The sequence below is a fragment of the Bradyrhizobium sp. USDA 4449 genome (genome assembly GCF_054056275.1).
The window spans coordinates 5,864,838-5,888,747 of record NZ_JBSRYD010000001.1 but is presented as its reverse complement, the minus strand read 5'-3'; the positions used below and the strand labels follow the sequence as shown (position 1 = coordinate 5,888,747).

At 62.6% G+C, this 23,910-nt stretch carries 19 protein-coding genes, 1 tRNA gene and 1 pseudogene; 10 read left to right on the top strand and 11 right to left on the bottom strand.

All coding sequences use genetic code 11. The features are described from left to right. Window positions 1-11: 11 nt before the first annotated feature. The 4 genes and pseudogenes from ACVIIW_RS27480 to ACVIIW_RS27465 all read right to left on the bottom strand — a co-directional run bounded on the left by ACVIIW_RS27480 (window position 12) and on the right by ACVIIW_RS27465 (window position 4,458). Entirely contained in the window at window positions 12-1,112 is a 1,101-nt protein-coding gene (locus tag ACVIIW_RS27480; RefSeq protein WP_456703601.1) for an ABC transporter ATP-binding protein, read from the bottom strand. Between the two features lie 20 nt (window positions 1,113-1,132). Further along, window positions 1,133-2,039, bottom strand: a pseudogene (locus tag ACVIIW_RS27475) (carbohydrate ABC transporter permease). Continuing rightward, the gene (locus ACVIIW_RS27470; RefSeq protein WP_456703600.1) at window positions 2,039-2,977 is read right to left on the bottom strand and encodes a carbohydrate ABC transporter permease; all 939 of its coding nucleotides are present in this window, start codon (window positions 2,975-2,977) and stop codon (window positions 2,039-2,041) included. Before ACVIIW_RS27470 ends, ACVIIW_RS27475 begins: the two are co-directional and overlap by 1 nt. 140 nt (window positions 2,978-3,117) lie before the next feature. Continuing rightward, a complete protein-coding gene (locus ACVIIW_RS27465; protein ID WP_092237175.1) occupies window positions 3,118-4,458 on the bottom strand; it encodes an ABC transporter substrate-binding protein in 1,341 nt (446 codons plus the stop codon). Between the two features lie 474 nt (window positions 4,459-4,932). Between ACVIIW_RS27465 and ACVIIW_RS27460 the strand changes: the two genes are divergently transcribed. Continuing rightward, window positions 4,933-5,760: a Spy/CpxP family protein refolding chaperone gene (locus ACVIIW_RS27460; protein ID WP_456703599.1), complete on the top strand. Its 828-nt coding sequence runs from the start codon at window positions 4,933-4,935 to the stop codon at window positions 5,758-5,760. Window positions 5,761-5,871: 111 nt separating this feature from the next. Next, a complete protein-coding gene (locus ACVIIW_RS27455; RefSeq protein WP_456703598.1) occupies window positions 5,872-6,249 on the top strand; it encodes a response regulator in 378 nt (125 codons plus the stop codon). Between the two features lie 100 nt (window positions 6,250-6,349). Here ACVIIW_RS27455 and ACVIIW_RS27450 read toward each other — a convergent pair whose 3' ends face one another. From ACVIIW_RS27450 to glk, 3 genes are all read right to left on the bottom strand, one after another. After that, window positions 6,350-6,499 carry a hypothetical protein gene (locus ACVIIW_RS27450; RefSeq protein WP_456703597.1) on the bottom strand — a complete coding sequence of 50 codons (150 nt, stop codon included), beginning with the start codon at window positions 6,497-6,499 and terminating at the stop codon, window positions 6,350-6,352. 151 nt (window positions 6,500-6,650) lie between these two features. Continuing rightward, complete coding sequence (locus tag ACVIIW_RS27445) at window positions 6,651-6,854, bottom strand: hypothetical protein (RefSeq protein ID WP_456703596.1); 204 nt, start codon at window positions 6,852-6,854, stop codon at window positions 6,651-6,653. 146 nt (window positions 6,855-7,000) lie between these two features. Further along, window positions 7,001-7,969, bottom strand: a complete 969-nt coding sequence (gene glk / locus ACVIIW_RS27440; protein WP_456705283.1) for a glucokinase — start codon at window positions 7,967-7,969, stop codon at window positions 7,001-7,003. A 258-nt stretch (window positions 7,970-8,227) separates the two neighbouring features. Between glk and pncA the strand changes: the two genes are divergently transcribed. The 7 genes from pncA to ACVIIW_RS27405 all read left to right on the top strand — a co-directional run bounded on the left by pncA (window position 8,228) and on the right by ACVIIW_RS27405 (window position 17,783). Further along, window positions 8,228-8,866: a bifunctional nicotinamidase/pyrazinamidase gene (gene pncA / locus ACVIIW_RS27435; RefSeq protein ID WP_456703595.1), complete on the top strand. Its 639-nt coding sequence runs from the start codon at window positions 8,228-8,230 to the stop codon at window positions 8,864-8,866. A 13-nt stretch (window positions 8,867-8,879) separates the two neighbouring features. Continuing rightward, entirely contained in the window at window positions 8,880-9,998 is a 1,119-nt protein-coding gene (locus tag ACVIIW_RS27430) for an alpha/beta fold hydrolase (RefSeq protein WP_456703594.1), read from the top strand. 127 nt (window positions 9,999-10,125) lie between these two features. Continuing rightward, on the top strand, window positions 10,126-12,159 hold the full coding sequence (locus ACVIIW_RS27425; RefSeq protein ID WP_456703593.1) for an NAD(+) synthase: 2,034 nt from the start codon (window positions 10,126-10,128) through the stop codon (window positions 12,157-12,159). A 598-nt stretch (window positions 12,160-12,757) separates the two neighbouring features. Beyond that, window positions 12,758-14,608, top strand: coding sequence for a dihydroxy-acid dehydratase (ilvD, locus tag ACVIIW_RS27420; protein ID WP_456703592.1), 1,851 nt, complete (start codon window positions 12,758-12,760; stop codon window positions 14,606-14,608). Between the two features lie 240 nt (window positions 14,609-14,848). Then, the gene (locus ACVIIW_RS27415; RefSeq protein ID WP_456703591.1) at window positions 14,849-15,175 is read left to right on the top strand and encodes a hypothetical protein; all 327 of its coding nucleotides are present in this window, start codon (window positions 14,849-14,851) and stop codon (window positions 15,173-15,175) included. A gap of 1,605 nt (window positions 15,176-16,780) precedes the next feature. Then, window positions 16,781-16,999, top strand: a complete 219-nt coding sequence (locus ACVIIW_RS27410) for a ribbon-helix-helix domain-containing protein (protein WP_456703590.1) — start codon at window positions 16,781-16,783, stop codon at window positions 16,997-16,999. A 19-nt stretch (window positions 17,000-17,018) separates the two neighbouring features. Beyond that, entirely contained in the window at window positions 17,019-17,783 is a 765-nt protein-coding gene (locus tag ACVIIW_RS27405; protein ID WP_456703589.1) for a phosphatase PAP2 family protein, read from the top strand. A 433-nt stretch (window positions 17,784-18,216) separates the two neighbouring features. Here ACVIIW_RS27405 and ACVIIW_RS27400 read toward each other — a convergent pair whose 3' ends face one another. Both ACVIIW_RS27400 and ACVIIW_RS27395 read right to left on the bottom strand, forming a co-directional pair. Beyond that, on the bottom strand, window positions 18,217-18,420 hold the full coding sequence (locus ACVIIW_RS27400; protein WP_456703588.1) for a hypothetical protein: 204 nt from the start codon (window positions 18,418-18,420) through the stop codon (window positions 18,217-18,219). A gap of 853 nt (window positions 18,421-19,273) precedes the next feature. Then, on the bottom strand, window positions 19,274-19,456 hold the full coding sequence (locus ACVIIW_RS27395) for a hypothetical protein (protein WP_456703587.1): 183 nt from the start codon (window positions 19,454-19,456) through the stop codon (window positions 19,274-19,276). 247 nt (window positions 19,457-19,703) lie between these two features. Between ACVIIW_RS27395 and ACVIIW_RS27390 the strand changes: the two genes are divergently transcribed. After that, window positions 19,704-19,793, top strand: a tRNA-Ser gene (locus ACVIIW_RS27390). Window positions 19,794-20,103: 310 nt separating this feature from the next. Here ACVIIW_RS27390 and ACVIIW_RS27385 read toward each other — a convergent pair. Together ACVIIW_RS27385 and ACVIIW_RS27380 are read right to left on the bottom strand one after the other, a co-directional pair. Further along, on the bottom strand, window positions 20,104-21,309 hold the full coding sequence (locus ACVIIW_RS27385) for an integrase core domain-containing protein (protein WP_456703586.1): 1,206 nt from the start codon (window positions 21,307-21,309) through the stop codon (window positions 20,104-20,106). A gap of 966 nt (window positions 21,310-22,275) precedes the next feature. Then, window positions 22,276-23,031: a hypothetical protein gene (locus ACVIIW_RS27380; RefSeq protein ID WP_456703585.1), complete on the bottom strand. Its 756-nt coding sequence runs from the start codon at window positions 23,029-23,031 to the stop codon at window positions 22,276-22,278. Window positions 23,032-23,910 lie beyond the last annotated feature (879 nt).

Sequence of the window (23,910 nt, the reverse complement as noted above, 5' to 3'; positions counted from 1 at the left end):
TCGAGCCGGCGTCACAGCACGACGCCGGTCTCCTCGTTTAGCAGGTGCATGTTGTTGAGGTCCATCGCCAAACGCATGGGTGCCCCGTCCTTGGCGCCGGCACCGGGATTGACGCGGCCGCAGACCGGCGTGCCGTCGAGCCCGAAATACACCAGCGTCTCCATTCCCATCGGCTCGGTGACGTCGAGCACGGTGTCGAAGGTCTCGACGCCGGGATCCAGATGCGCGCGCGCCTCGGTGAGATGCTCGGGGCGGATGCCGAGCAGCAGCTTGTCGGTGCGTGGCAGCGTGTTGTAACGCGCGGCGCGGGCCGGCGGCAGCGCAAAGGCAATGCGGTCGGTCAGGCGGATCCGGAGCGTGCCGGCGGCATCTTCCAGCCGGCACGGGATGAAGTTCATGGCGGGCGAGCCGATGAAGCCTGCGACGAAGCGCGTGGCCGGCTTGTGGTAGAGTTCGTTGGGCGTGCCGATCTGCTCGATCCGCCCCTTGTTCATCACCACCACGCGGTCGGCCAGGGTCATCGCCTCGACCTGATCGTGCGTGACGTAGACAGTCGTGGTGCGGACCTTCTGGTGCACTTTCTTGATCTCGATCCGCATCTGCACGCGCAGCTTGGCGTCGAGATTGGACAGCGGCTCGTCGAACAGGAAGACCTTTGGATTACGCACGATGGCGCGCCCCATTGCGACGCGCTGTCGCTGGCCGCCGGAGAGCTGCTTCGGCTTGCGGTCGATCAGGTCGGTGATGTCGAGCAGGCGGGCAGCTTCCGTCACCCGCGCCTTGATCTCGGCCTTGGGATAGTGCTTCAGCCGCAGCCCGAACGACATGTTCTCGGCGACCGTCATGTGGGGGTAGAGCGCGTAATTCTGGAACACCATGGCGATGTCGCGATCCTTCGGCGGCACGTCGTTGACGACGTCGCCGCCGATCATGATGTCGCCGTCGCTGATGTCCTCGAGGCCCGCGATCATGCGCAGCGTGGTGGACTTGCCGCAGCCGGAGGGGCCGACCAGCACGATGAACTCATGGTCCGCGATATCGAGATCGATGCCGCGCACCGCTTCGACATCGTCATAACGCTTGATCACCTTACGCAGGGAAACGTCGGCCATTGCACTTCAACCCCTCGATTTCAGCCCTTCGTCGCGCCGGCGGTCAGGCCGGCTATGTAGTAGTCCATCAGGAAGGCGTAGATGATCAGTGGCGCGCGCCGCGCCGAGCAGCGCGCCGGTCATGATCTGCCCCCAGTTGAAGACGTCGCCCTTGATCAGCGTCGTGGTGATGCCGACCGGCAGCACCAGCTGGTCGACCGATGTCGTGAACACGAGCGGATAGAGGAACTGGGCCCAGGACACGGTGAAGGCGAAGATCGTCGCCGCGATGAGGCCGGGCAGCGCCACCGGAATGAAGATCCGCAACAGGGTCTGCAGCCAGGAAGCACCGTCGATGATCGCGGCCTCGTCGAGCTCTTTCGGGATCGAGGCGAAATAGCCGATCATGATCCAGGTGCAGAACGGCACGGTCAGGGTCGGATAGATGAAAACCAGCACGTACCACCGGTTCAGCAGCGTAATGCCCGTGAAGTCCTGGATCACCGCCAGCATCTTGAACAGCGGAATGAACAGCAGGCTGTCCGGGATCAAATAGGTGAGGAAGACGCCTGTCGCGAGCGTCGCCGAGCCCCAGAACTTCATCCGGGCCAATGCAAACGCCGCGGGGATGCTGATCAGCATAGTCACGAAGACGACCACGATCGAGATGATCGACGAGTTCCAGAAGAAGCGCAGAAACTGGTTTGAGGTCAATAGCTCGACATAGTTCGACAGGGTGGGATGAAACACCCACCACGGATTGGTCGCCGCCGAAATCTCCGCGCTGCTCTTCAGCGAGGTGATCACCATGTAGACCGGCGGCGTCAGGAAGAAGATCGCAAACAGCACCAGGAAGAAATAGGACCAGCGCAGCGCCCAGGCGCGGTCCCGGCTCATGCTGCCGAGCTTGCGGGTTGGTCCAGCCTTGTCGATCGCCAGCGTGCTCATCAGGCTTCGTTCCCACGTTTGCTGACGTCGCGCAGGATGAAGATCGCCGCGACGGCGAGGATCGGCACCATGAACAGCGAGACGCAGGCGCCGAGCGGAATGTCGCTGCTCTGGATGCCGACCTGGAACGCCCAGGTGGCGAACAGATGCGTCGTATCCAGCGGGCCGCCCGAGGTCAGGATGCGCACGATGTCGAAATTGGCGAAGGTCACGATCAGGGAGAACAGCGTCGTGATGGCGATGATGTTGCGCATCATCGGCAGCGTGACGTACCAGATCTTCTGCCACCAGTTGGCGCCGTCGATCGCGGCGGCCTCGTAAAGCTGGTCGGGGACCGATTTGAGCGCGGCCAGGTACATGATCAGGAAGAACGGCGCGCCGTACCAGACGTTGACGAGGATGACGGAGAAGCGCGCCCAGAAGGTCTCCCCGAGCCAGGGGATCGGGCCGACACCGAAGAACGAGAGCGTGTAGTTGAAGGCGCTGTAGGAGGGGTCGAACAGCCACAGCCAGGCCAGCGTGCTCATCGCCGGCGGAATGACCCAGGGCACCAGCAGCATGCCGCGCCATTTGCGCTGCTTCTTGCCGGGAATGTTGTGGACGAAATGCGCGACGATGAAGCCGATCAGCGCCTTGAAGACCACGGCGGTGATCGCGAAGATGCAGGATTGTTTCACCACCATCCAGAACGTTTCGCGCTTGAACAGGAAGGTGAAATTGCCGAGGCCGACGAATTTGGTCATCGCCTTGTTCAGCGTCGCCAGATAGAGGGAATAGAACGCGGGATAGAGCACGAGCAGCGCGATCAGGAGGATCAGCGGCAGCGTCAGCAGGAACGCCATGGTCGATTTCCGGCCAAGCAGATTGCGCAGGCTCGTACCTTTTCGGGAGCGAGCGGAACCGGCGAGGCGACCTTGCTCAACGATGACATCGGCCATGGATCAGACTCTCTAGCGCAAACGGACGATTCAACTGCGAAGCCGGCAAACCGGTCGGCTTCGTTGGCATGCGGGAGTGAGCGCGCCCGTCCCCGGCGGCTCACGCCCGAAAGCGTGAACCGCCATGGCACAGGACAGGCTCAGGTTCGCATAAAGCCCTCGCACTCGTCCTCGGCCCAGGCGAGCGCCGTTTCCAGCTTCTCGCCCTGCGCAAAGCGCAGCGCCATCTTGGTCAGCGTGGCCTGGAAGTAGATCTGCTGGGCGATCTTCGGCGGCGCCGGCGAGGCGGCAATCGACAGGGTCTGACGATGATAGGGATCCGGATAGCTGAACAGTGTGCCTTTCGGCGGCCCTTCCTCGGCCCAGGTCTTGAACTTCGTCATGTTGGCGTAAGCAGGGAGATCATACCCGCCGCTGGCCACCACGAATTTTTCGATCGCCGCAGGCGACGACAGATGGACGAGCAGGCTCTTGGCCGCCTCCTTGTTCTTGCCGAAGCTCCAGACTCCCCAGAAATAGGGCAGGAACGGCGCGAAACGGCCCTTCGGGCCAGCGGGCATGCCATGCGTCCAGCACTGTTCGGCGACCTGGGGGGCATCGCGCTTGGCCACCGCCCAGGCGCTCGGCGGGTTCAGGATCATCGCGCCGCGGCCCGAGATCAGCCATTTATTGTTGGAGGCGTCGTCCCATGACGGGGCGTCCGCCGGCAGCACGGCGATCAGTTTCTTGTAGTATTCGAGGGCCTGACGCACCTCGTCGGTCTTGACGGTGACGTCGCCCTTGGCGTTGACGAGCTCGGCGCCGAACGATTGGAAGATCGCACCCGCCGTGTCGACGCTGTCGGTGGTCTCACCCAGTCCGATGCCGAACGGGAAGCCGGCCTTCTGACAGGCTTCCGCCGCTTTCAGGAACGTCTCCATGTTCCAGTTGTCGTCTTTTGGCGGGCTGCCGACCGGATACATCTCCTGCACGTCGATCCCCGCATGCTTCTTCATGAGATCGATGCGGGAGCAGGGGCCCTTGATCTGGCTTCCCGGCGTCGCAGGCACGGCGAGCCATTTGCCGCCCGACTGCGCCAGATATTTGACGGTGCCGTTGACCTCGCCATTCTGCTTGATGAGCGGCTCCATCACGTCGTTGAGCGGCTCGAGATTCTCGGAATAGGCGTGCGGCCACCAGCTCGGCATCTGCAGGATGTCATGACCGGATTTCGCCTGCGCTTCGGCGGCGGCGGTCAGCTCGATCTTCTTGTTGTTGCTGGTGATGTAGTCGATCGAGACCTCGACCTTCTCCTTGTCGGCCCATTCCTTGACCAGCGCGGTGGAGGCGTCATTGGCGCCGGGCACCCAGTGGTCCCAGAAGCCGATCGAGAGCTTGCCGGCGGCGTAAGCGCCTCGGACATAGGGCGCCGCGATCAGCGCCGTGGAGGACATTGCAGTGGCCGCTACAAATTGGCGTCGCGTCAGTGTCTTTCGTGACATCTCGTTTCCTCGTCCTGGTTTGTTTTATTATTCTGTCGCCCTCTGAATTTCCCGAGTTTGTTTTTGATTGTTGTCGGACGTTTCTTGTTGGCCGTCGTCCCAGCGGCAAATAACGCAGGAGACGCAGCAAATTGGTAGCGCGATCAGATCATGATTGCTTGTCTCTGTCGAGAAAGCCTGATGCCGCGCTATCTAGAACTAACGTTGTGTATGCAGAGGCGGCAGCGCGCGCAGCGATGAGATTTGGTTGCTCTTATTGCGACGCACACATCGCGCCCTCGACGCGCGAGCAATCCATGCGGAATTACGCCGCAGTTCCGAATGAGCCTGCATCACCGCTTCGCCCGAGAACAGCTTTCAAACGGGGACAGCGTTGTCCGCGCCTAGACCTCGACGTGGCGAAAACGGTAGAGTTGCAACCGGCAGGAGGCCTGCCTTTCGCAAGTAGGCACACAGATCGACATGGAGACCGATATGATCACCCCGGCGCCGCCCAGGCGGCTTGGCCTGCGACACTGGCTCGCGCTCGGGTCCGTCCTGACTGCGCTGATTGGCGCGGTCGCGGTTGCGGATGCACAAGGTTTGGTCAAGGGCGTCCAGGACGGGGCTGCGGCGGGCAACAAGGCTGCCGGCCCTGTCGGTGGCGTGCTCGGCGGCGCGATTGGCGGCGTCGTCGGTGTCTTCACCGGTGTGCTCGGCGTCGGCAATAACAACGGCCAGCAGCCGGCTGCCAAGGACTCGAACAAGGACGCCAACAAGGACGCGTCCAAGGATGCGAAAGACGCCAAGCAGGCCGGCCCGGCGAAGGACAAGGACAAGGACAAGGATGCCAAGACGGCAAAGGCCGCCAAGGGAGCCAAAGCCAGCAAGGAGGCCAAGAATGCGCCTGCTGATACTGCCAAGGACAAGGATGTCACGGTCCTGACCCAGACCGCTGCGCCGCAACTGACCGCAGAGCAGATTGTCGCCAACAGCGACTCCTACATCGAGCGGATCAAGTCTGAACTGAACCTCACACCGGATCAGGAGAAGCACTGGTTCGGCTTCTCCAGCGCCATGCATTATCTCGGGCACAACGGCGCAGAGCGGCTCAACCTGCGCGTTGAGCGGGCCAAGCGGGATCCGCCCGATGACATCATCGAGCAGATGCGCAATGAGGCGCAATTCCTGATCGACCGTGCCGCCGACCAGCGCAACGTCGCCGACGCCGCCGAACCACTGTATTCGAGCCTCGATGACAAGCAAAAGGAGGTATTCATCCAGGAGATGGTTCGCCTCAGCCATGAGCGCGGGCTGGATTGATCAAGTTGGATCGGATTGCGCGCGCCGAAATTAACGGCGCGCGCCACGAATTCGTGAACCCTTCCTGCATTTGGGATATGGTTACCTTCGCAAGGTGGCTGCGAGGTTGATATGGCGGACGGACTCTCCGTTTTCCTGGTCGAAGACGAGGCGTTGATCCGGATGATGATCGCCGACATGGTGGTGGAACTCGGCCACCATGTCGTCGCGGAAGCGGACAATGTACGAGATGCGAGCGCCTTCGCGATGACCGCGCAGTACGACTTCGCCATTCTCGATATCAATCTGATGGGGGTTTACGTCGATCCCGTTGCCGATCTGATCGAGCGGCGCGGCAAGCCGTTCCTGTTCGCCACCGGCTATGGGCCGGAATTGCTGCCGTCGCTGCTGCGGCGCAGGCCGATCCTGCGCAAGCCGATCGCGATGGACCAGCTCAAGATCATGATCGACTCGCTGTTTCCCGATGCGGCGGCCAAAATTCCGCACTGATCGACGGCGTCGCTCCGACCTATTCGATGATGGAGGCGGCGTGAACGAACAGGCCGCCCGGAAGGGACGGCCATCTTGCGACGGAGGATCCGTCAGTGCTTCACATCAGGCCGGCGCTGAGATCGACGCCGTGTGCGATCAGGCTGAACGAGGCAATGAGGCCCAGGCAGCAGAAGATGGCAATGGATTTAAAAGAATGATCGGTCGACCGGGTCTGGACGGCAGCCGGCATTTCGGCGAGCGAAATCATGCTCATGTTCATTCCCCCCTTTGTTGATCCTGAAACTGCATCAGGTGAGGGATTCTTAGAGCAAAAAGTTTGACGCAGGATTGCCAGGGATCCTTAACGGAATCGCCATCGATTGCCGACGTCTCGCCACCGAGGCCGGACCGTGCAAGCGTTAGTTGCGGCCAGCCTTGAGCACCCTTGCAATGGTATGGGCCGTCATGGCGGCGCGGTCCGATGCGCGCTGCGCGGCCAACCGGTCCCGGGCCTTCTCCTCGATCAACAGCTCGATCAGCGCCATCCGCTTGTCGTCATCGTCAGCCTCGGTCAGCAGCCGGTGATATCGGTGATAGTCGAAGCCCGCATCCTGCTTACGCATGTCACGCCCCCGCATACCTGCGCCACATCAGCGAGAATTGTTTCCCATCGGAAACTGAGGGGCAAGCGCAATCTCGCGCCGAACCGCAGTTTGAGTGCAACCAGCTGTGAATTGCGAGACCGGCAGGAAGTTGAGGCGGGCTCAGCTCAATCCAGATTGTGATCGGCGAACATCTTCAGGCCGATAAAGCTGGCATCGGTCTTCATGACGAGGCGCGTCGGGATGTTGCGGAGATAGTCCTGGAACCGCCCCTTGGCCTCGAACCGCGCGCGGAAGGCGGAGGCCGCGAGGAACTCCGGAAAGCGCGGCGCTATCCCGCCGGCGATGTAGACGCCGCCCCTGGAGCCAAAGGTCACCGCGAGGTTGCCGGCCACGGAGCCGAGGATGGCGCAAAACATCTCGAGCGTCGCGCGGCTGAGCGCGCAACTCCCGTCCAGCGCCGCCCTGGTGATGCCAGCCGCATCGCGTTGCGGAACCTGGGCTTCATCGATCTCGGCCATGGCCTCATAGAGGGATTGCAGCCCGGAGCCGGAGAGGGCGCCGCGCTCGATCGAGACATGGCCGAAGCGCCGGCGCATGGCGGCGATGACCCGCTCCTCGCGCTCATTCTCGGCCGGCAGGGTCGCGTGACCGGCTTCCGTGACCACGGCGAGCCGGGAGCCGTGGCGCTCGACCAGGCAGGAGACGCCGAAACCGGTCCCGGGCCCGACCACCAGCAGCGGCTCCCCGGACATGCCATCCTGTCCGCCGAGCGGGATCAGGTCGGCCGGCTGAAGAGCGGGCAGCGACCAGGCCACCACCTCGAAATCGTTGAGCACATGGACGCTGTCGAAGCCGAGCGCCGGCTGGAGCTCGTTGCCGTCGATGACCCAGGGGCTGTTGGTCATGACGCAGCGGTTATTGGTCACGGGACCGGCCACGGCAAGCACCGCCCGGACCGGCCTGTCGCTGTCGGCCCGCCGGAGCACGTCGCTGATGGCCTCGCGAACCGTCGGATGGTCGGCGACTTTCACATAGTCGATCGATCCGATCTGCTCGCCATTGCTCAGCGCGAAGCGCGCATTGGTTCCGCCGATATCGGCGAGAAGAATGTTTCCTGCCTTGCCGAAACTCATGACCATCAGGCTGCCGTGGCCGTGCAAGCCGCGGAACCTTTCTCCTCCCGTCCTTCGATCCAATCCTGATGTCGCGGATACCAGAGAATCCGCGCTGGGGTACAATTAGTAACACGGACCGCGCCAAAGCGTTGCACCCGGGGGCCGAGTGCCCGGCCGCGCCCGGACATCGTTGCAGGGATGGCAGCGGTTGCGAAGCAGCGCGGGAAGATCGACATTGACGAGAACGGCCGGCGCCCATTGCGCCGGGCGGACCAAATGAGGCCAGCGATGAAGATATCCGATCGCGACGTGCTGCTGGTGATCGACGTGCAGAACGATTTCTGCACGGGCGGGGCGCTGGCGGTCCCCGGCGGCGAGAAGGTGGTGCCCGCCATCAACCGCATTGCCCAAAAATTCGCCAACGTCGTGCTGACGCAGGACTGGCATCCCGCCGACCATGTCTCGTTCGCGCCGAACCATCAGGGCAAGCAGCCGTTTCAGACCATCGAGCTCGACTACGGCACCCAGGTGCTGTGGCCGGCGCATTGCGTGCAGGGTACGGCGGGCGCCCAATTCCATCGGGATCTCGATGTCACCAGCGCCAACCTGGTGGTGCGCAAGGGCTTTCGCCGCGGGATCGATTCCTATTCCGCGCTGCTTGAGAACGACAAGAGGACGCCGACCGGCCTGCTCGGCTATCTGCGCGAGCGCGAGCTGGGGGCCGTCTTCGTCGCCGGTCTTGCGCTGGATTTCTGCGTGCGCTTTTCCGCCGAGGATGCGCGCAAGGCGGGGTTCGAGGTTGCCGTCATCGAGGATGCCTGCCGCGGCATCGATCTCGATGGCTCGGTTGCGGCGACCCATCGCAGTTTCAAGCAACTCGGCATTTCCGTCGTCAGCCTGGAGGCATTCCTGTGAGGATCACGGCGTGATGGCGGTGGAGAAAACCGGCCGGCAGCCCGGCGGATCGGACCAAGTCCAGGGCGACCCCGTGCTGTGGCCGTTTGCGGCGGCACGGCTGGCCATGGACGCCTGCTTCTGGTGGCTGGAGCGCGGCTCAGTGGAGCAAGGCGAGAGCGAGCTGCCCTGGACCACGCCGGGCACGGTGGCGCTGGAGCTTGCCACCATGCGGCTGCGCGATTGCGCGCGGGCGCGATCCGGCCAGCCAGTCCTGGTTTGCGCGCCTTACGCGCTGCATCGGGCCCTGATCGCCGATTTTGCGCCCGGCCACAGCGTGGTGCAATCGCTGCAACAGGGCGGCATCGATCGCGTCTATCTCACCGACTGGCGCTCGGCCAGCCCTGACATGCGCTATCTCTCGATCGACAGCTATCTGTCGGATCTCAACATCGCCATCGACGAGATCGGCGCGCCCGTTGATCTGATCGGACTGTGCCAGGGCGGCTGGCTGTCGCTGCTCTATGCGGCGCGCTTCCCCGCCAAGGTGCGGCGGCTGGTGCTGGCAGGCGCGCCGGTCGATCTCTCCGTCGAGTCCAGGCTGTCGCAACTCGCCCGCAACGCGCCGGAGATGGTCTATGATCAGCTCGTCGCGCGCGGCGGCGGCAATGTCAGCGGCGACGAGATGCTGCACGTCTGGTCGAAGACGCCTGAGCGCGACGACATCGCGGCGGCCTTGCAGCAAGACCTCTCGGACGAGGAGGGCGCGGCCCTGCTGGCGCGCTTCGATCGCTGGAACGCCGAGACGCTCAATCTGCCGGGGACCTATTACCTCCAGATCGTCAACTGGATCTTCCGCGAGAACCGCATCGCATCGGGGCGTTTCACGGCGCTAGGCCATGCGATCGACCTGAGCGACATCAAGGCGCCCATTTTCCTACTGGCCGGACTGGACGACGATGTCGTGCCGCCCGCGCAGGCGCTCGCCACGGTCAAACTCGTGGGCACGCCACCAGCTTTCATTGCCGCGGCTTCGGAGCCCAGCAACCATCTCGGCCTGTTCATGGGCGCGCGGACGCACGCCTATGCCTGGCCCCGGATCGCCGAATGGCTGCACAACGACCTCTCCAGCGCGCTGGCGCGCAGCGCCTGACATCAGGCGTGGCTTGCAAGTCCGTTATGCATGATGGCCGATGGCCTGCACGGGACCCCGTCGATGGGCTACATAGAGGCTGGAGCCGGCGGCGGCCGGTCCGACAAGGTCAAGGGTCCTTTGCGCGATGAGCTTCCACTCGATCTACGCCCACGGATTTGCGCGGGTGGCAGCCTGCGTCACCACCTCCCATGTGGCCGATCCCTCGGCCAATGCGAAGGCAGTGATCGCGGCAGCAAAAACCTGCGACGCGCGATCGGTCGCTGTATCGGTGTTTCCCGAGCTGTGCCTCTCAGGCTATGCCATCGAGGACCTCGTCAAGCAGGATCCGCTGCTCGATGCGGTCGAGCGCGGATTGGCATCGATCGTCGAGGCCTCCGCGCCACTGATGACCGTGCTGATCGTCGGTGCGCCGCTGCGCTTCGGCCATCGCATCTACAACTGCGCCGTGGTCATCCATCGCGGCAGCATTCTGGGCGTCGTGCCCAAGAGCTATCTGCCGACCTATCGCGAATTCTACGAGGGACGCCATTTCGCCTCCGGCGCCGGGATTGCGGGAGAGATGATCGCGTTCGGCCGACTGAACGCACCCTTCGGAACCGACTTGCTGTTCGCGGCGGAGGACTTTCCCGGCCTCACCGTCGGCGTCGAGATCTGCGAGGACATGTGGATCCCGGTGACGCCGGCCTCCGAGCTTGCGCTGGCGGGCGCGAGCGTGCTGATCAACCTCTCGGGCAGCCCGATCACGATCGGCCGGGCGCGCTCGCGTGCGCTGTTGTGTCAGTCCACCTCCGCGCGCTGCCTCGCGGCTTATGTCTATTCCGCCGCGGGGGCAGGGGAATCCACCACCGACCTCGCTTGGGACGGCCAGACCTCGATCTATGAGAACGGCGTGCTGCTGGCCGAGGGCGAGCGCTTCAGGCAGGACGGCCAGATCACGTTGGCCGACGTCGATCTCGACCTGCTCAGGCAGGAGCGCGCCCTGATGGGCACGTTCGACGACAACCGCCGCCAGCGCGAGGGCTTCTACCGCAAGATCACGTTCTCCCTGAATCCGCCGGCGGCCGACATCGGCTTCCTGCGCAAGGTCGAGCGCTTCCCGTTCGTGCCGAGCGACGAGAGCCTGCTCGAGCAGGATTGTTACGAGGCCTATAATATCCAGGTCGCGGGCCTCGTGCAGCGCATGCGCGCCACCGGCACCAAGCGCGTGGTGATCGGGGTCTCAGGCGGTCTCGACTCCACGCACGCGCTGATCGTCGCCGCCAAGGCCGTCGACCTGCTCGGCCTGCCGCGCGAGAACATTCTGGCCTACACCATGCCTGGCTTTGCCACCGGCAGCGAGAGCAAGACCAATGCGCTGGCGCTGATGCAGGCGCTCAAGACGACCTGGCAGGAACTCGACATCCGCACCACGGCCACGCAGATGCTCAAGGACATCGGCCATCCCTTCGGCTCGGGCGACAAGGTCTACGATGTCACCTTCGAGAACGTTCAGGCGGGCCTGCGCACGGACTATCTCTTCCGGCTCGCCAACCATCACGGCGGCATCGTCATCGGGACCGGCGATCTCTCCGAGCTCGCGCTCGGTTGGTGCACCTACGGCGTCGGCGACCAGATGGCGCATTATAACGTCAACGCCGGCGTGCCGAAGACGCTGATCCAGCATCTGATCCGCTGGGTGATCGGCTCGAAACAGTTCAGCGGCGATGTGAACGGAACGCTGGCCTCGATCCTGTCGGCCGAAATCTCGCCGGAGCTGGTTCCGGTCAAGCCGGGCGAGAAGCCGCAGAGCACGGAAGCCTCCGTCGGGCCTTACGAACTGCAGGATTTCAACCTGTTCTACACGCTGCGCTTCGGCTTGCGGCCGTCCAAGATCGCCTTCATGGCGTTGCAGGCCTGGAAGGACGTCGCAAAGGGCGAATGGCCGCCGGCATTCCCGGCCGACAAGCGTAAGGCGTACGATCTCCCGGAAATCCGGCGCTGGCTTGAGGTGTTCTTGCGCCGCTTCTTCGCCTTCAGCCAGTTCAAGCGCTCGGCGATGCCGAACGGGCCAAAGGTTTCGGCCGGCGGCTCGTTGTCGCCGCGTGGGGACTGGCGGGCGCCCTCGGATTCGAGCGCGGCGGCGTGGCTCGAGGATCTCGAGCGGAACGTGCCGAAGTAATCCCGATATCGGATGGGGCGGCCCCAAAACGACTTCGCGCCGCACGGCTGATCAAGCCGGCGGCGCGAAGTTGCGATGTAGAAAGTACCGAGGTCCGGAGTGCCTAGGAGTCCGGACCTCGTCACCTTGCCCCAGCCTTCAACCCCCGCCCCATGCGGTCCCCCAACCCCATGTAGCGCGATCAGAGGTGATGCCCTTGGAAGTGGCCGCCGATCGATGAGCGTGATGTACGCGAGGTCTCGATAGGATTCCATTCCGGAGCACTACGGACCAAAATGCGCTTGATCGGCGCGCGAATGCGTGAGCCTGCGCGCGCGCTCGGCCCGGCGAGAAATCGCGCCTTGCAGCTTCACGCGCTCCGCTTTCGCTATCGCGATCCTGCGATAGCGAAAGCGGCGCGCCCCGGATCGCGCTGCGCTTCATTCGGGTTAGCAACGGGACCGCGTCGGGAGCAGGGGAGGCCTGCGATCGGCCGATCCCGGCCGGTTGACGACAAGTTCCCGTTGCGCGCGCCGGGCCTGTGCGCTATCCGGCCGAACGGCCTGAGGCGGCTCCATATTTCCCGCTCAGGCAGCCAAACCCGAGGACGGAAACCGCCATGCCAGCCTATCGCTCCCGCACCACCACCCACGGCCGCAACATGGCGGGCGCGCGCGGCCTCTGGCGCGCGACGGGCATGAAGGACGGCGATTTCGGCAAGCCGATCATTGCGGTCGTGAACTCCTTCACCCAGTTCGTGCCCGGCCACGTCCATCTCAAGGACCTCGGCCAGCTCGTCGCCCGCGAGATCGAGCAGGCCGGCGGCGTGGCAAAAGAGTTCAACACCATCGCTGTCGATGACGGCATCGCCATGGGCCATGACGGCATGCTCTACAGCCTGCCGTCGCGCGAGCTGATTGCCGACAGCGTCGAGTACATGGCCAACGCGCATTGCGCCGACGGCCTCGTCTGCATCTCCAATTGCGACAAGATCACGCCCGGCATGCTGATGGCGGCGCTGCGGCTCAACATCCCCGCCGTGTTCGTCTCGGGCGGCCCGATGGAAGCCGGCAAGGTCAAGCTCGCTGGCAAGACCAAGGCCGTCGATCTGATCGACGCCATGGTCGCTGCGGCGGACTCCAGGGTCAGCGACGACGACGTCAAGGTGATCGAGCGCTCGGCGTGCCCGACCTGCGGCTCGTGCTCGGGCATGTTCACCGCCAACTCGATGAACTGCCTGACCGAGGCACTCGGCCTGGCGCTCCCAGGCAATGGCACGGTCGTCGCCACCCACGCCGACCGCAAGCGCCTGTTCGTCGAGGCCGGCCACACCATCGTCGATCTCGTGCGCCGCTACTACGAACAGGACGATGCATCCGTGCTGCCGCGCAACATCGCGAATTTCAAGGCGTTCGAAAATGCGATGACGCTCGACATCGCGATGGGGGGCTCGACCAACACCGTGCTGCATCTTCTGGCGGCGGCGCATGAAGGCGAGGTCAAGTTCACCATGCAGGACATCGACCGGCTATCGCGTCGGGTGCCCGTGCTCTGCAAGGTTGCGCCGTCGGTCGCCGATGTCCATGTCGAGGACGTGCACCGTGCCGGTGGCATCATGGGCATTCTCGGCGAGCTCGATCGCGCCGGGCTGATCGACACTTCGGTCTCGACCGTGCACGCGCCGACCATGAACGAGGCGTTGGAGCGCTGGGACATCAAGCGCTCCAGGAGCGAGGCTATCAGAACCTTCTATCGCGCCTCACCGGGCGGCATCCCGACGCAGGTCGCGTTCAGCCAGGAGCGCCGTTACGACGAGCTCGACAGCGATCGCGAGAAGGGTGTGGTGCGCAATCTCGAGCACGCCTTCAGCAAGGACGGCGGCCTCGCCGTGCTCTACGGCAACCTCGCGCAGGACGGCTGTATCGTGAAGACCGCGGGCGTCGACTCGTCGATCCTGAAATTCTCCGGGCCCGCGCGCGTGTTCGAGAGCCAGGACGCCGCGGTGGACGGCATCCTCGGCGGCAAGGTCGTCGCCGGCGAGGTCGTGGTCATCATCTACGAGGGCCCGCGCGGCGGTCCCGGCATGCAGGAAATGCTGTATCCGACCAGCTATCTGAAATCGATGGGGCTCGGCAAAGCCTGTGCGCTCGTTACCGACGGACGCTTCTCGGGCGGCTCCTCCGGTCTGTCGATCGGCCATCTCTCGCCGGAAGCCGCCGAAGGCGGCAACATCGGCCTCGTCCGCACCGGTGATCGCATCGCGATCGACATCCCGAACCGCAGCATCACGCTCGAGGTTTCCGATGAGGAGCTTGCCAATCGCCGCGCGGAGGAGGAGGCGAAGGGCGATGCCGCCTGGCAGCCGGCTGCGCGCAAGCGCAATGTCTCCACCGCGCTGCAGGCCTACGCCGCGCTCACCACGAGTGCTGCGCGCGGTGCCGTGCGCGAAGTGAAGCGTCGCAGCAAGTAGACCCGAGGCGCGCGCGATCGCGAGTTTCGCGGTCACGCGGGGTCGCATGGTCAACGAGTCCTGAACGGCCGGCGCAAGCCGGCCGTTCGCATTAAGGATGCCCCGACGAACTTCGGCAGATCCGGATTTTGCGGCGTATACTGCGGCGACCTTCGCAAATCCATTTCGGGCAATTGGGGCACCACCATAATGTCTCGTACTCTTGCTGTCGTTTTCTCTGCCGCGGTCGCCGCGATTGCGATGACGAGCGCTGCCTCCGCCGGCTGCTACAATTGCTACGCACCGCCGCCGCCGTGCCAGACCTGCTATCAGCAGCAATACGTCGCTCCGCAATACCGCACCGTCGACGAGACCGTGATGGTGTCGCCAGGTGCGACCGTCGCGCACCGCACGCCGGCGCAATACCGCACCGTGATGGTTCCGCAGACCGTGATGGTGGCGCCCCCTGGTGTCCAGTACGAGCACATCCCCCCGCAATACGCCACGCGCCAGCGCACCGAGATGGTCTCGCCGGGTTATTCCTATTACGCACCGGTGCAGCCTGCTTGCGGCCATTGCGGCTACTGAGCCAACGCAACAGATCGCAACAAACAGACTTCATGCGGTGTCCCTCGGGGCGCCGCGTTTTCTTTTGCGGAGAAGCCAAACGAGGCCCGGAAATGGAGGCGAATCCAACCGGGCCTCGCCACCAGCGACACCCTGGGCGGTGTCGCCGATATCAGGCATGGCTGACGGGGCAGCTGCGATGACTGGCCCCAAGTGCAGTTTGAAACTAGAGCACCAGCCTGACGCTTGCCTGACAGGGTGAGGTGAGGGCGGAGCCCGATACGGACATCCATAACGTCGCGTTGCCTTGCATCACCGACGCCTCGTCTGCGAGGCTGCGACAGTTGAGCCGCCGAGTTCGGCCCGACGTCGAGCCGGGGGGACGCACGGCTTGCAATCATCGCCTACCAGAATGACAGGCAGGACGGCCCCGGCCACGGTGGGGGGCTTTGAGGTAGAGGCCGGGGCCGCTGGAGGTGCTTGGCTAGCTTACACCAAGCAGGGACCAGCCTAGACGCAGATCGAAGGCCGGCTCCGTTCGCTTTCGCACAGTTCCCTTGCCTAATTTTCCCAAGTTGGATTCACATACATTGATGCAATCTGAAAATGCGCGCCGTCTACTCGCCAGACCGTCAGGGAAGTGGGTCAAGGGGTTATGGTGAGTGAAAATGCACTGCCAGCGCGCAGATTTCTCGTTCGGATGGGAGGTCTCGGTTGGATGGTCTACGATCGAGAGCGCAAGGGACCGGCGCTGATCGGAACGGACATAGCAGCCAACTTGACGAAGGAACAAGCCGAACGAGCCTACGAAATCCTCATTGGCTCAGCACACAACTCTCAACGCTAGACCGCCAAGCCGCAGTCGGATGCTGTGAGTTGGGTGCACTGTCACCGTAAGCCCCGGATCCGAGCACTCTCGTCATGCATATGCGGCGCAATCAACTTTCAAGGAGGCCAGGGAAGATCGTGAACCACAAGCGCCTGACGGCATCGTCCCATCCGTCGATATGGTACGGACCCCATCGGCTGTCGTAACAATAATCTGCCGGGTCAGGCGCCTCATTCGGTCTTCCCCTCGGGGAAGATGGAATCCAAAGAAGTTCAACCGAAGCGGCCCCGCGTGATCGAGCTCGGGAACCGGTCTTAACCCATGTTAATAACAGGGAATGGCTCGGCGAAACGGAAGCTCTCTTGGAGCGTGCCGCGGCGGCCATCGCCGAGGCTAGGCGGCCTGGCCGAATTCAATTTGGCTCCGCGAGCCGACCTGGCGGTGCGACGTTTCGCGCCATGGTTGATATTTGTGTTGCGGGAATTTTCGGCAATTGGCTAGATTGACGTTTCAATTCTGGACGTGTCGCCTCGGGCTTGGAGCTAGCGTTGAAGCGGGAATTGAAGGAATTCCGCAGGCTCGAAAGGGCATGCAGAGAACATGCGGTCATCGCTTCCCTCGATCTCGAGCGAGAGGCTCTTCTCAGCGTGGCAGAGTATTATCGGAAAGCCATCGAGGCCCTGCACCGCCGAGCCAGAACTGACGCCTGTTCGGAGGGGCCGCCAGCGTGAACCGGCGGGCCGCTTTTCGACTGCTCGCCGAAATAGATTCCCGCATGTCGAGCGCGAGGAATAGGCATGAGATCGCCCATCGTGAAACGATCGATCGTCGTCGGCGGCCATAAGTCCGGTGTCAGCCCGGAAGAGGCGTTCTGGACGGGCATGAAGGAGATTCCCAGCCAGCGCAACATGACACTATCGGATCTGGTTAGTGACATTGACCGCAACCGCCAGCAGGGCAACCTGTCGTTCGCGATCCGGCTGTTCGTGCTCGACTGGTTCAAGAGCCACGCCTAATCCGCGCGGGGCGCCCTGGGTGCTTTCTTCGATTGATCTAGATCATTTGGTCGACGCGGAGGCAAGGCAACCTGTGACAGATTTTCTAGTCGGACTCGACGTCTCGATCTTCCGAGCCTTGAACGATTTCTGCGGCTGGAGTCCGGCACTGGACCGGATCGTCGTTAACAGTATTGACATACTCAAGGGTGCGCTCTTCATGGGCATCGTGGGCCTGTTGTGGTACTGGCCTGACAAGGAAATGCCGCGGCGGCGCGAAACGGTTCTGACCATGTTGCTGGTGGTCGCCGCATCGCTGATCATCAATCGCGCGCTATCCACGCTGGTGCCCTTTCGCGAGCGCCCGATGTACAGCATCGGGGCCAACCCGCCGAGCATGGCATCGCCCTGGCACCCAGACCTCGAAAACTGGAGCAGCTTCCCGAGTGACTACGCAACCTATCTCTTTGCCATCGCCGCCAGCTTCTGGCTGATTTCGCGATGGTGGGGCCTGTTCTTCGGACTATTCGCCACGTTCGTTGCGGTGGCGCGGGTCTACCTCGGCATCCACTATCCGAGCGACGTGCTTGTCGGCGCCTTGATCGGCATCGCAACCAGCATCGTTATCAACCGCGAACCGGTCAGGAGACGGTTCGCAGCGCCGATCCTTGCATTGGAGCCGCGCTATACGCCTTATTTTTATGGGCTGTTCTTTATCGGGCTGGCCGAAATTTCGGGCGCCTTCCAGATCACCAGACGTTTCGGCATGGCCATTCTTCATCTGTTTATCGGCTTCAACCGATAATTCCCTCAAATCCTCTCGCACGCCACGTAGTCGGTTCCGGTGGTGCTCGCGCTCGATGCGATCGGCGCCGCGCTTCCATGGCGGCATGTCACGCCCTTGGCTCGAGGACCGCACCGAACGTGACGGCCGCCTGCTCAAGATCACGCTGGGCGAGCTCCGGTCAACAGGTGTGCGCGATCTCCTCGTGTTCTGCCAGGACTATCGCTGCAGCCACAACTCAAGCTTACGGCTGACTACGTCGACCGATGGCCGGATGAGATCAGGATACGAGCCCCGGTTTGTCTGCACAGCCTGCGGCATGCGCGACCTTGCCCCAGCTCACTTTTCCTTTGGTGAAGCCGGGGCCTTTTTCTCTGAGCTGAAGCGGCATTGGTCTGTCCGCTTGGGTCTGCCCGCTTGATCGCATCCTGCCGCATGCTGCGGAGTTTTTCGACTAGCGCGGCTGGAGCTGCTCTAGCCCATCCTCGATCACGCGGAGGTCCTCGAGGATCGAATCTCGAGACTGATCCGTGTTGATGCTGGATGTTGAGTGAAGCGCGTCGAGCAACTGGCGCCGAAGCTCTCGCATGTCTTCCAGGGCTTGCCGGTTCTTCAAACGCACATAGGCAGAAACAATCGATTCGATACTTGCTGGCAATGGGGTAGCTCCTAATGCAAACCTCTAAAATAGGTTGCATAGTAGCACGCGCGTTGAAAAATTGCCTGTTTTTCCCGATTCATCACGACCACGTGTACGAAGTCATTCGGTGTGTCCGTGAAGCACGACGGAAACGGATCCGGCCTAACCTTGCGCACCTGAATTGAAGAGGGGAATTCCAAATGATTGTTTTCAAAGTGATTGCTGTCGCGCTCATCGCCGGCGTCGTGTTTTCGGCGTATTCCGCAGACCTGGGCGCCGACGTTGTTTTAGCGATTGTGTCCTGCCTTGCATGAGAAGTAGCCCGCCGGCGCGAACCGGCGGGCGCTGCTCCAGTTTCACTTTTTCAGGCAAAGACCAATTGTCGGCGAAGTGCTGCACTTTGCGCCATCCGCGCTGCCGCCACTGGGGCAGAAGACCGACACAAGCGTTTCGCTGCCGTCGCAATTGACCGCGCCGTCGGCCTGCACCGCTCGGATATTGACCGGCGCGGCATCGCCCTTGTCTCCCTTGTCACCTTTCGGTCCCTGCGGTCCTTGGGGTCCTTGCGCTCCTGCTGGCCCCTGAGGTCCTGGCACACCTTGAATCCCTTGGGCACCTTGCGGGCCGGCCGGCCCCTGGGGTCCTGGATCACCCTTTGGCCCGGGCTCTCTCCCACATGCTGCAAGTACAAGCGCGGCAGCCAATGCGGCCGCCGTAATCAATTTCTGCATCGCAATCCTCCCAGTGATCGAGAGCATTAAACTGGTCGCCCGAGAGGGCCGCAAGAGAGAAGCCCGCCGACTTGGATACCGGCGGGCCCTTGGCCGTTATCGCTTCAGCCGTAGCCGGTGAGTCATGAAGCCGGTGCCGGTCACGCTTCCAGTGGGTTCGGCGGCGGCCCTTCATGTGCGATCCACCCGTATGCGCCTGATCTCCGCGTCACGATCGCCTGCTGCCCGATCGTGAACTGGGCATGCTTCGCCACAATGGTCGCGGTGCCTTGTAGTGCGGCCTGCCGCCCGCGGCGCTCGTCGACCATCTTCTTGAGATCCACGGGACAGCCAGTGAGCATCCAGTCGAAGCTGATGCGGTGACGCTGGCAAGTAGCCGCTCAGCGCCTCCGATGCTGTCCGGCCCCCTTCGGGGGCGCGTCTAAACCCCACTCGCTCGCAAGCCACAGCAGGTGCCTGTTGATGTTGCGCGGCTGCTGAGGCACCTCCAGAATGGCCCAGGCCAGTTTGGGTCCAAGTTCGCCTTGCGTTCGATGCCGCCTTTAGCTAAGTGCCTGATCTTCCTGCGCTGGAAGGGTGGCCGAGTGGTTTAAGGCACCGGTCTTGAAAACCGGCGTGCCCGCAAGGGTACCGTGGGTTCGAATCCCACCCCTTCCGCCAGTATATTGTTTGTCCGGCCCGGAGAGATGGGTAACGAACCGTACCTAAGAGATGGGTGACAACCTCGTGCCGATCGGGTTGTCGCGGGGTTTCAAAGTCATCTGCTCCAAGTTCGCTTCAAATTGAGGCCGATGGCCTGCAATCTGCTGCTTTCAGGTGACGCATTCATCGCACGGCTATTTTTGCTTGGCTTGCGCTATCGCCGTCAACCCCGCGCGTGCCGCGCCCCTTCGGGCTTTGGGGGTTGACCGCGACAGCGGAGCCAAGCAAGTGGCTTTCCATGCCAAGAATGCACAAGAGCGCGTCTGCGTCAGGGTGCCGTGGTCGTGGCTGAGACATCGGTGATGGGCTTCGGACCGAACGGGTTGTCGAGAGGTTGCAAGGTCTTCTGTTCGAGATCGAAATAGCCGAGATCGTAATGCATGAAGCTGACGAGCCAAATGCCCTCGTCGACCTCCTTGATGCCGAGCTTCTGGCCAGCCAGGACGGTTGAGATGTTGATCCTCTTGCGATGCAGGCAGAGGCGGCCGCAGGCCGTGACGACGACGTCGCGGTCGTGGAAGGGATAGCTCAACTCCGGCAGGCCGGCATAGGCCCGCGCTGAAGCCGTGTAGACCTCGGCAGGACACTTCATGCCGAGCGCCTCGTGGGGGCGCTCGGTATTGAACTCGTGCACGAAGGCATCGAAGCGCTCCTGCTGTTGCAGGCTGTTGAAGCCAGGCGGCCTGGTGGCCTCCTTCTTGAGGGTGAGGTGCATGCGCTCGTGCCGACCATTTTGTTGTGGATGACCTGGCTTGATGCGCTCGATGGCGATACCGAGGCGGAGCCACCACACCGAGAGCTTGGAAAGATTGAACAAGGCGTTGGGACTGGCAAACGGCACGCCATTGTCGGACCGAATGGCAAGCGGCAGGCCGCGCTCGCGGAACAAGCGCTCGAAGGCGGTCATGGCAGGCTCCTCGCGCGTGGAGTCGAGCGCCTCGCACAGCAGCAGGAAGCGCGCGGCATGATCGCTGACGGTCAGCGGGAAGCAGTAATGGCCGTTGCCAAGCTTGAACTCGCCTTTGAAGTCGGCGCACCAGACATCGTTCGGGGCAGTCCCTTGCGATAGCGACGTACCGCGCGCGCGATGGCGCGGCCCGCCGCCCCGCCTAACCAGGCCGTGGCGATCGAGCACCGCATGAATGGTGCTTTTGGCCGGCACCCGGACATCGCCATCGAGCCGTCGCACCAGGAGTTCGCGGATCTTGCGGGCCCCCCAATGCGGCTTCTCGGCCTTGAGCTGGACAATCAGCGTCTCGATCTGAGCCGGCAGTTGATTGGCGTAGCGAACCGGCCGCCTGGAGCGGTCGCTCAGCGCCTCCAGCCCATGTTCCTTGTAGCGATCGAAAATCTTGTAGCCGGTCTTACGGGAGATGCCGAACTCCCGGCAGACATCCGTCATGGCTTCCCCGTCCAACAGGCGGGCGACAAAGCGAAGGCGCTCCTCCATTACCGAACTCGCTTTCCACGGCATCCACACCTCCCGCAGAACAAAAGCGGAAAGTGTAACCCATGTGTCCGGTACGTTCTGTCACCTATGTCTCGGGCCGCTCAGTTCTCCACTGTTCGCAGTCGTTCGAAGTCCACAGCAAAATCAGTGACTTGGGCCGAAAGAAGGTACTTCGCACTTCGCCGGTGTTCTCCCTAATCGGGCCGCTGCCCGTAGCTTTAGACCGTGGGTTCGGAGGACGTTTTGCCGGAGAACAATGGCTGGAAGGCTGAAACCGTTTGACGTAGAGCGCCAAAACAAGCCCGGCAAATACGCCGACGGCGAAGGTCTCTACATCGTCCAAGAACGACGAAACGCACGCGAAGAGGCGGGCCAACTGTCGAGCTGGAGCGAGAAGCATCGCGATCAGTGGCATCTTCCCTCAAGCGTTACGCCTATCCCATCATCATCGGCAAGCTGACGATCCCTCACAAGAGCGAGACGACTGCGGCCTATCAACGTGGCCAGAAACTCGAGAACCGACGAGCACTGATGAAAGATTGGGCCGCATTTCTGACTGGCACCAAGGTAATCTCATTGGACGATCGGAGGGTAGGATAGGGGCCTTCGAGCTGAGCCAAGGCAAGCGTAAGGACTACAAGGTGCCTCGATAAGACGAGCTGTCAGCGGGGTCAATTCCGGCTCATGCGCCGCGGCAAGGAGCGCGGCTCGAAACACCCCAAAGGGCGTGCGCGCGTCAGATACACACTCCTGGCAGTTCTGCCCGCAGTTCGAGAATTGCCGCTTGCCATGCCAGTCCAAGGTGGCGCGTCGGGTCTTGGTTCACCTGGATGCGGCCCCACGGCAGCTAAGGCGCAGTGACTGGGGGCAACCGCATCGGCAACTCGCGCGACAACGCCCTTTCGTCCTACTTATGCCCAGCGAGCGCGGGGATGGATCCACACCTTCGGTCAGAGCACGACCATGCGCCTTTGCCCGTCACCTCGACTGCTACCATTTCGTGACCCGTTCGCGGATTTCCTTCATGATCTGCTTCATTCTCGACCGGACGAGTGCTTCGACCTCCTCGCGTCGCATGCGCGTCTTCGCGCTGAGCAGGATTTTGCCGGTCGCGAGCAGTATCTGGGCGGCGGTCTCTTTGATTTCATAGTCGCTGTGATAGTCGCCAATGCGCGCTGGCGTCCGCCTGCCGTCAGAACAGCTGCAAACCATGGCGTGTACGCGGGCGTTCCGGACGCTGAGAAGCCAGTCGGCGAGCGCGCTTGCGACGTTCGCGCTATCATTAGTCTTCAGCGCGTCGCGGAGCGCGATTGTGGTCGCCTTGCTTGCTTCGGGGGGCTTACCGTCCTGCTGCGCGTGTTTCGGGCCTTCTTCCACGGGATCGTCGAAAGTGACATAGCCTCGCTTTTCCCACCTTCGTCCCGAGTCGCGCTTCTCCAGAACGCAATCGCAGAGATTGTCGATGCGGCCGCGGTTCTCATCGACAATCCTATCCGTTACGCCGAAGTGCTTCATCAGGTAGAGCAGTGATTCCTTGGCGTTTGCCTTCCGCTTCTTTCCGTTCTGAGGATCGGTTTGCTTGGGCACCTTGAGTTCGTTGTAGAGCCTGTTGACGACCTTCCAGCCATATTCAAACGCGAGGTAGGGAGTTTCCTCCGGGGCATCGATCGGGAACGCCAACCGCGGCTGACACTGCGCCAGCCATTGAAAGCAGGCGGACTCTTCGATTGAAGCCGTCCACTGCACCCCTTGCAGCCGTAAGTCGTCGCTACACCTAAGCAGAAAATGTCGTCAGCCTGGACTTTCGTGCCGCACGTTTTGCAGGAGCGCATGTCTTCGTCCCACACGTGGTAACCGAGCTTCTCACGCGCCGCTCGGCGTAGACATCCTCGGCGTCGGCGAACATTTTCCGTCTAGCACATGACCGAAGAGAAGGAAACGATCGTGCCTTCCGCTTTCCTTTCCGGGGAGCTTCTGCCCTAGCGCCGCGGGCTGCGGCCTTTGTCTCGCCTCATCATTACTACCAAACGCTGGCAATTGAGATGGGTCAATCGCGACGGTTTGGTCCGGTTTAATTTGGGTCCGGTCTAACCCTGAAAGCCGACATACCCTCGGCCGTGGGATGTGGCGGCGATGGCTCGGTCATAAGGAGGCGAAAGCGGCCAAGCCCGGCGATCTCCGCCTTCACTCTGGAGACGAAATCTAGCATGAATCGCTCGGACGACCTCGCAGCGCGCATTTCGAGACCAAGATCGTAGATTACGGCCGTAGCTATTGCGGCGTGCGCCGAAAAACACGAAGCATTCAAGGCAATGCGGAGGAGGGAGTATCCTCTCGCATACGCCGGGTCCCTCCAGGATCCGCTCAAGCACCCGTGTACAGAGAAATCAACTCGTTTTCGTTGGCCCGTGCGAGTCCGGTTATCCGGAATGGGTAGCCCGGGGTTGTGCTGGATGGAGTGATTTCCGCGGCGTATTCCAACCGTGTTTCGGCACATTGGGGGTGCCCTGCCCTTAGCAGAGTTGGGGGAGTGTGCAGTGAATCGCATTAGTCGTACCGGGATGGCCGGACCACCGGTCAACCCATTCGAATTTCAAGCGTGCCTCCCGCAAATTTCGAACTGGC

Excerpts from the sequence above, each read along its gene's own strand:
- ACVIIW_RS27470 (WP_456703600.1), bottom strand. The coding sequence starts at position 2,977 with ATGGCCGATGTCATCGTTGAGCAAGGTCGCCTCGCCGGTTCCGCTCGC.
- glk (WP_456705283.1), bottom strand. The coding sequence starts at position 7,969 with ATGAGTTTCGGCAAGGCAGGAAACATTCTTCTCGCCGATATCGGCGGA.
- ACVIIW_RS27415 (WP_456703591.1), top strand. The coding sequence starts at position 14,849 with ATGACGAGCGCTGCCTCCGCCGGCTGCTACAATTGCTACGCACCGCCG.
- ACVIIW_RS27410 (WP_456703590.1), top strand. The coding sequence starts at position 16,781 with ATGAGATCGCCCATCGTGAAACGATCGATCGTCGTCGGCGGCCATAAG.
- ACVIIW_RS27445 (WP_456703596.1), bottom strand. The coding sequence starts at position 6,854 with ATGCGTAAGCAGGATGCGGGCTTCGACTATCACCGATATCACCGGCTG.
- ilvD (WP_456703592.1), top strand. The coding sequence starts at position 12,758 with ATGCCAGCCTATCGCTCCCGCACCACCACCCACGGCCGCAACATGGCG.
- ACVIIW_RS27450 (WP_456703597.1), bottom strand. The coding sequence starts at position 6,499 with ATGATTTCGCTCGCCGAAATGCCGGCTGCCGTCCAGACCCGGTCGACC.
- ACVIIW_RS27430 (WP_456703594.1), top strand. The coding sequence starts at position 8,880 with ATGGCGGTGGAGAAAACCGGCCGGCAGCCCGGCGGATCGGACCAAGTC.
- ACVIIW_RS27460 (WP_456703599.1), top strand. The coding sequence starts at position 4,933 with ATGATCACCCCGGCGCCGCCCAGGCGGCTTGGCCTGCGACACTGGCTC.
- ACVIIW_RS27455 (WP_456703598.1), top strand. The coding sequence starts at position 5,872 with ATGGCGGACGGACTCTCCGTTTTCCTGGTCGAAGACGAGGCGTTGATC.
- pncA (WP_456703595.1), top strand. The coding sequence starts at position 8,228 with ATGAGGCCAGCGATGAAGATATCCGATCGCGACGTGCTGCTGGTGATC.
- ACVIIW_RS27385 (WP_456703586.1), bottom strand. The coding sequence starts at position 21,309 with ATGCCGTGGAAAGCGAGTTCGGTAATGGAGGAGCGCCTTCGCTTTGTC.
- ACVIIW_RS27425 (WP_456703593.1), top strand. The coding sequence starts at position 10,126 with ATGAGCTTCCACTCGATCTACGCCCACGGATTTGCGCGGGTGGCAGCC.
- ACVIIW_RS27465 (WP_092237175.1), bottom strand. The coding sequence starts at position 4,458 with ATGTCACGAAAGACACTGACGCGACGCCAATTTGTAGCGGCCACTGCA.
- ACVIIW_RS27480 (WP_456703601.1), bottom strand. The coding sequence starts at position 1,112 with ATGGCCGACGTTTCCCTGCGTAAGGTGATCAAGCGTTATGACGATGTC.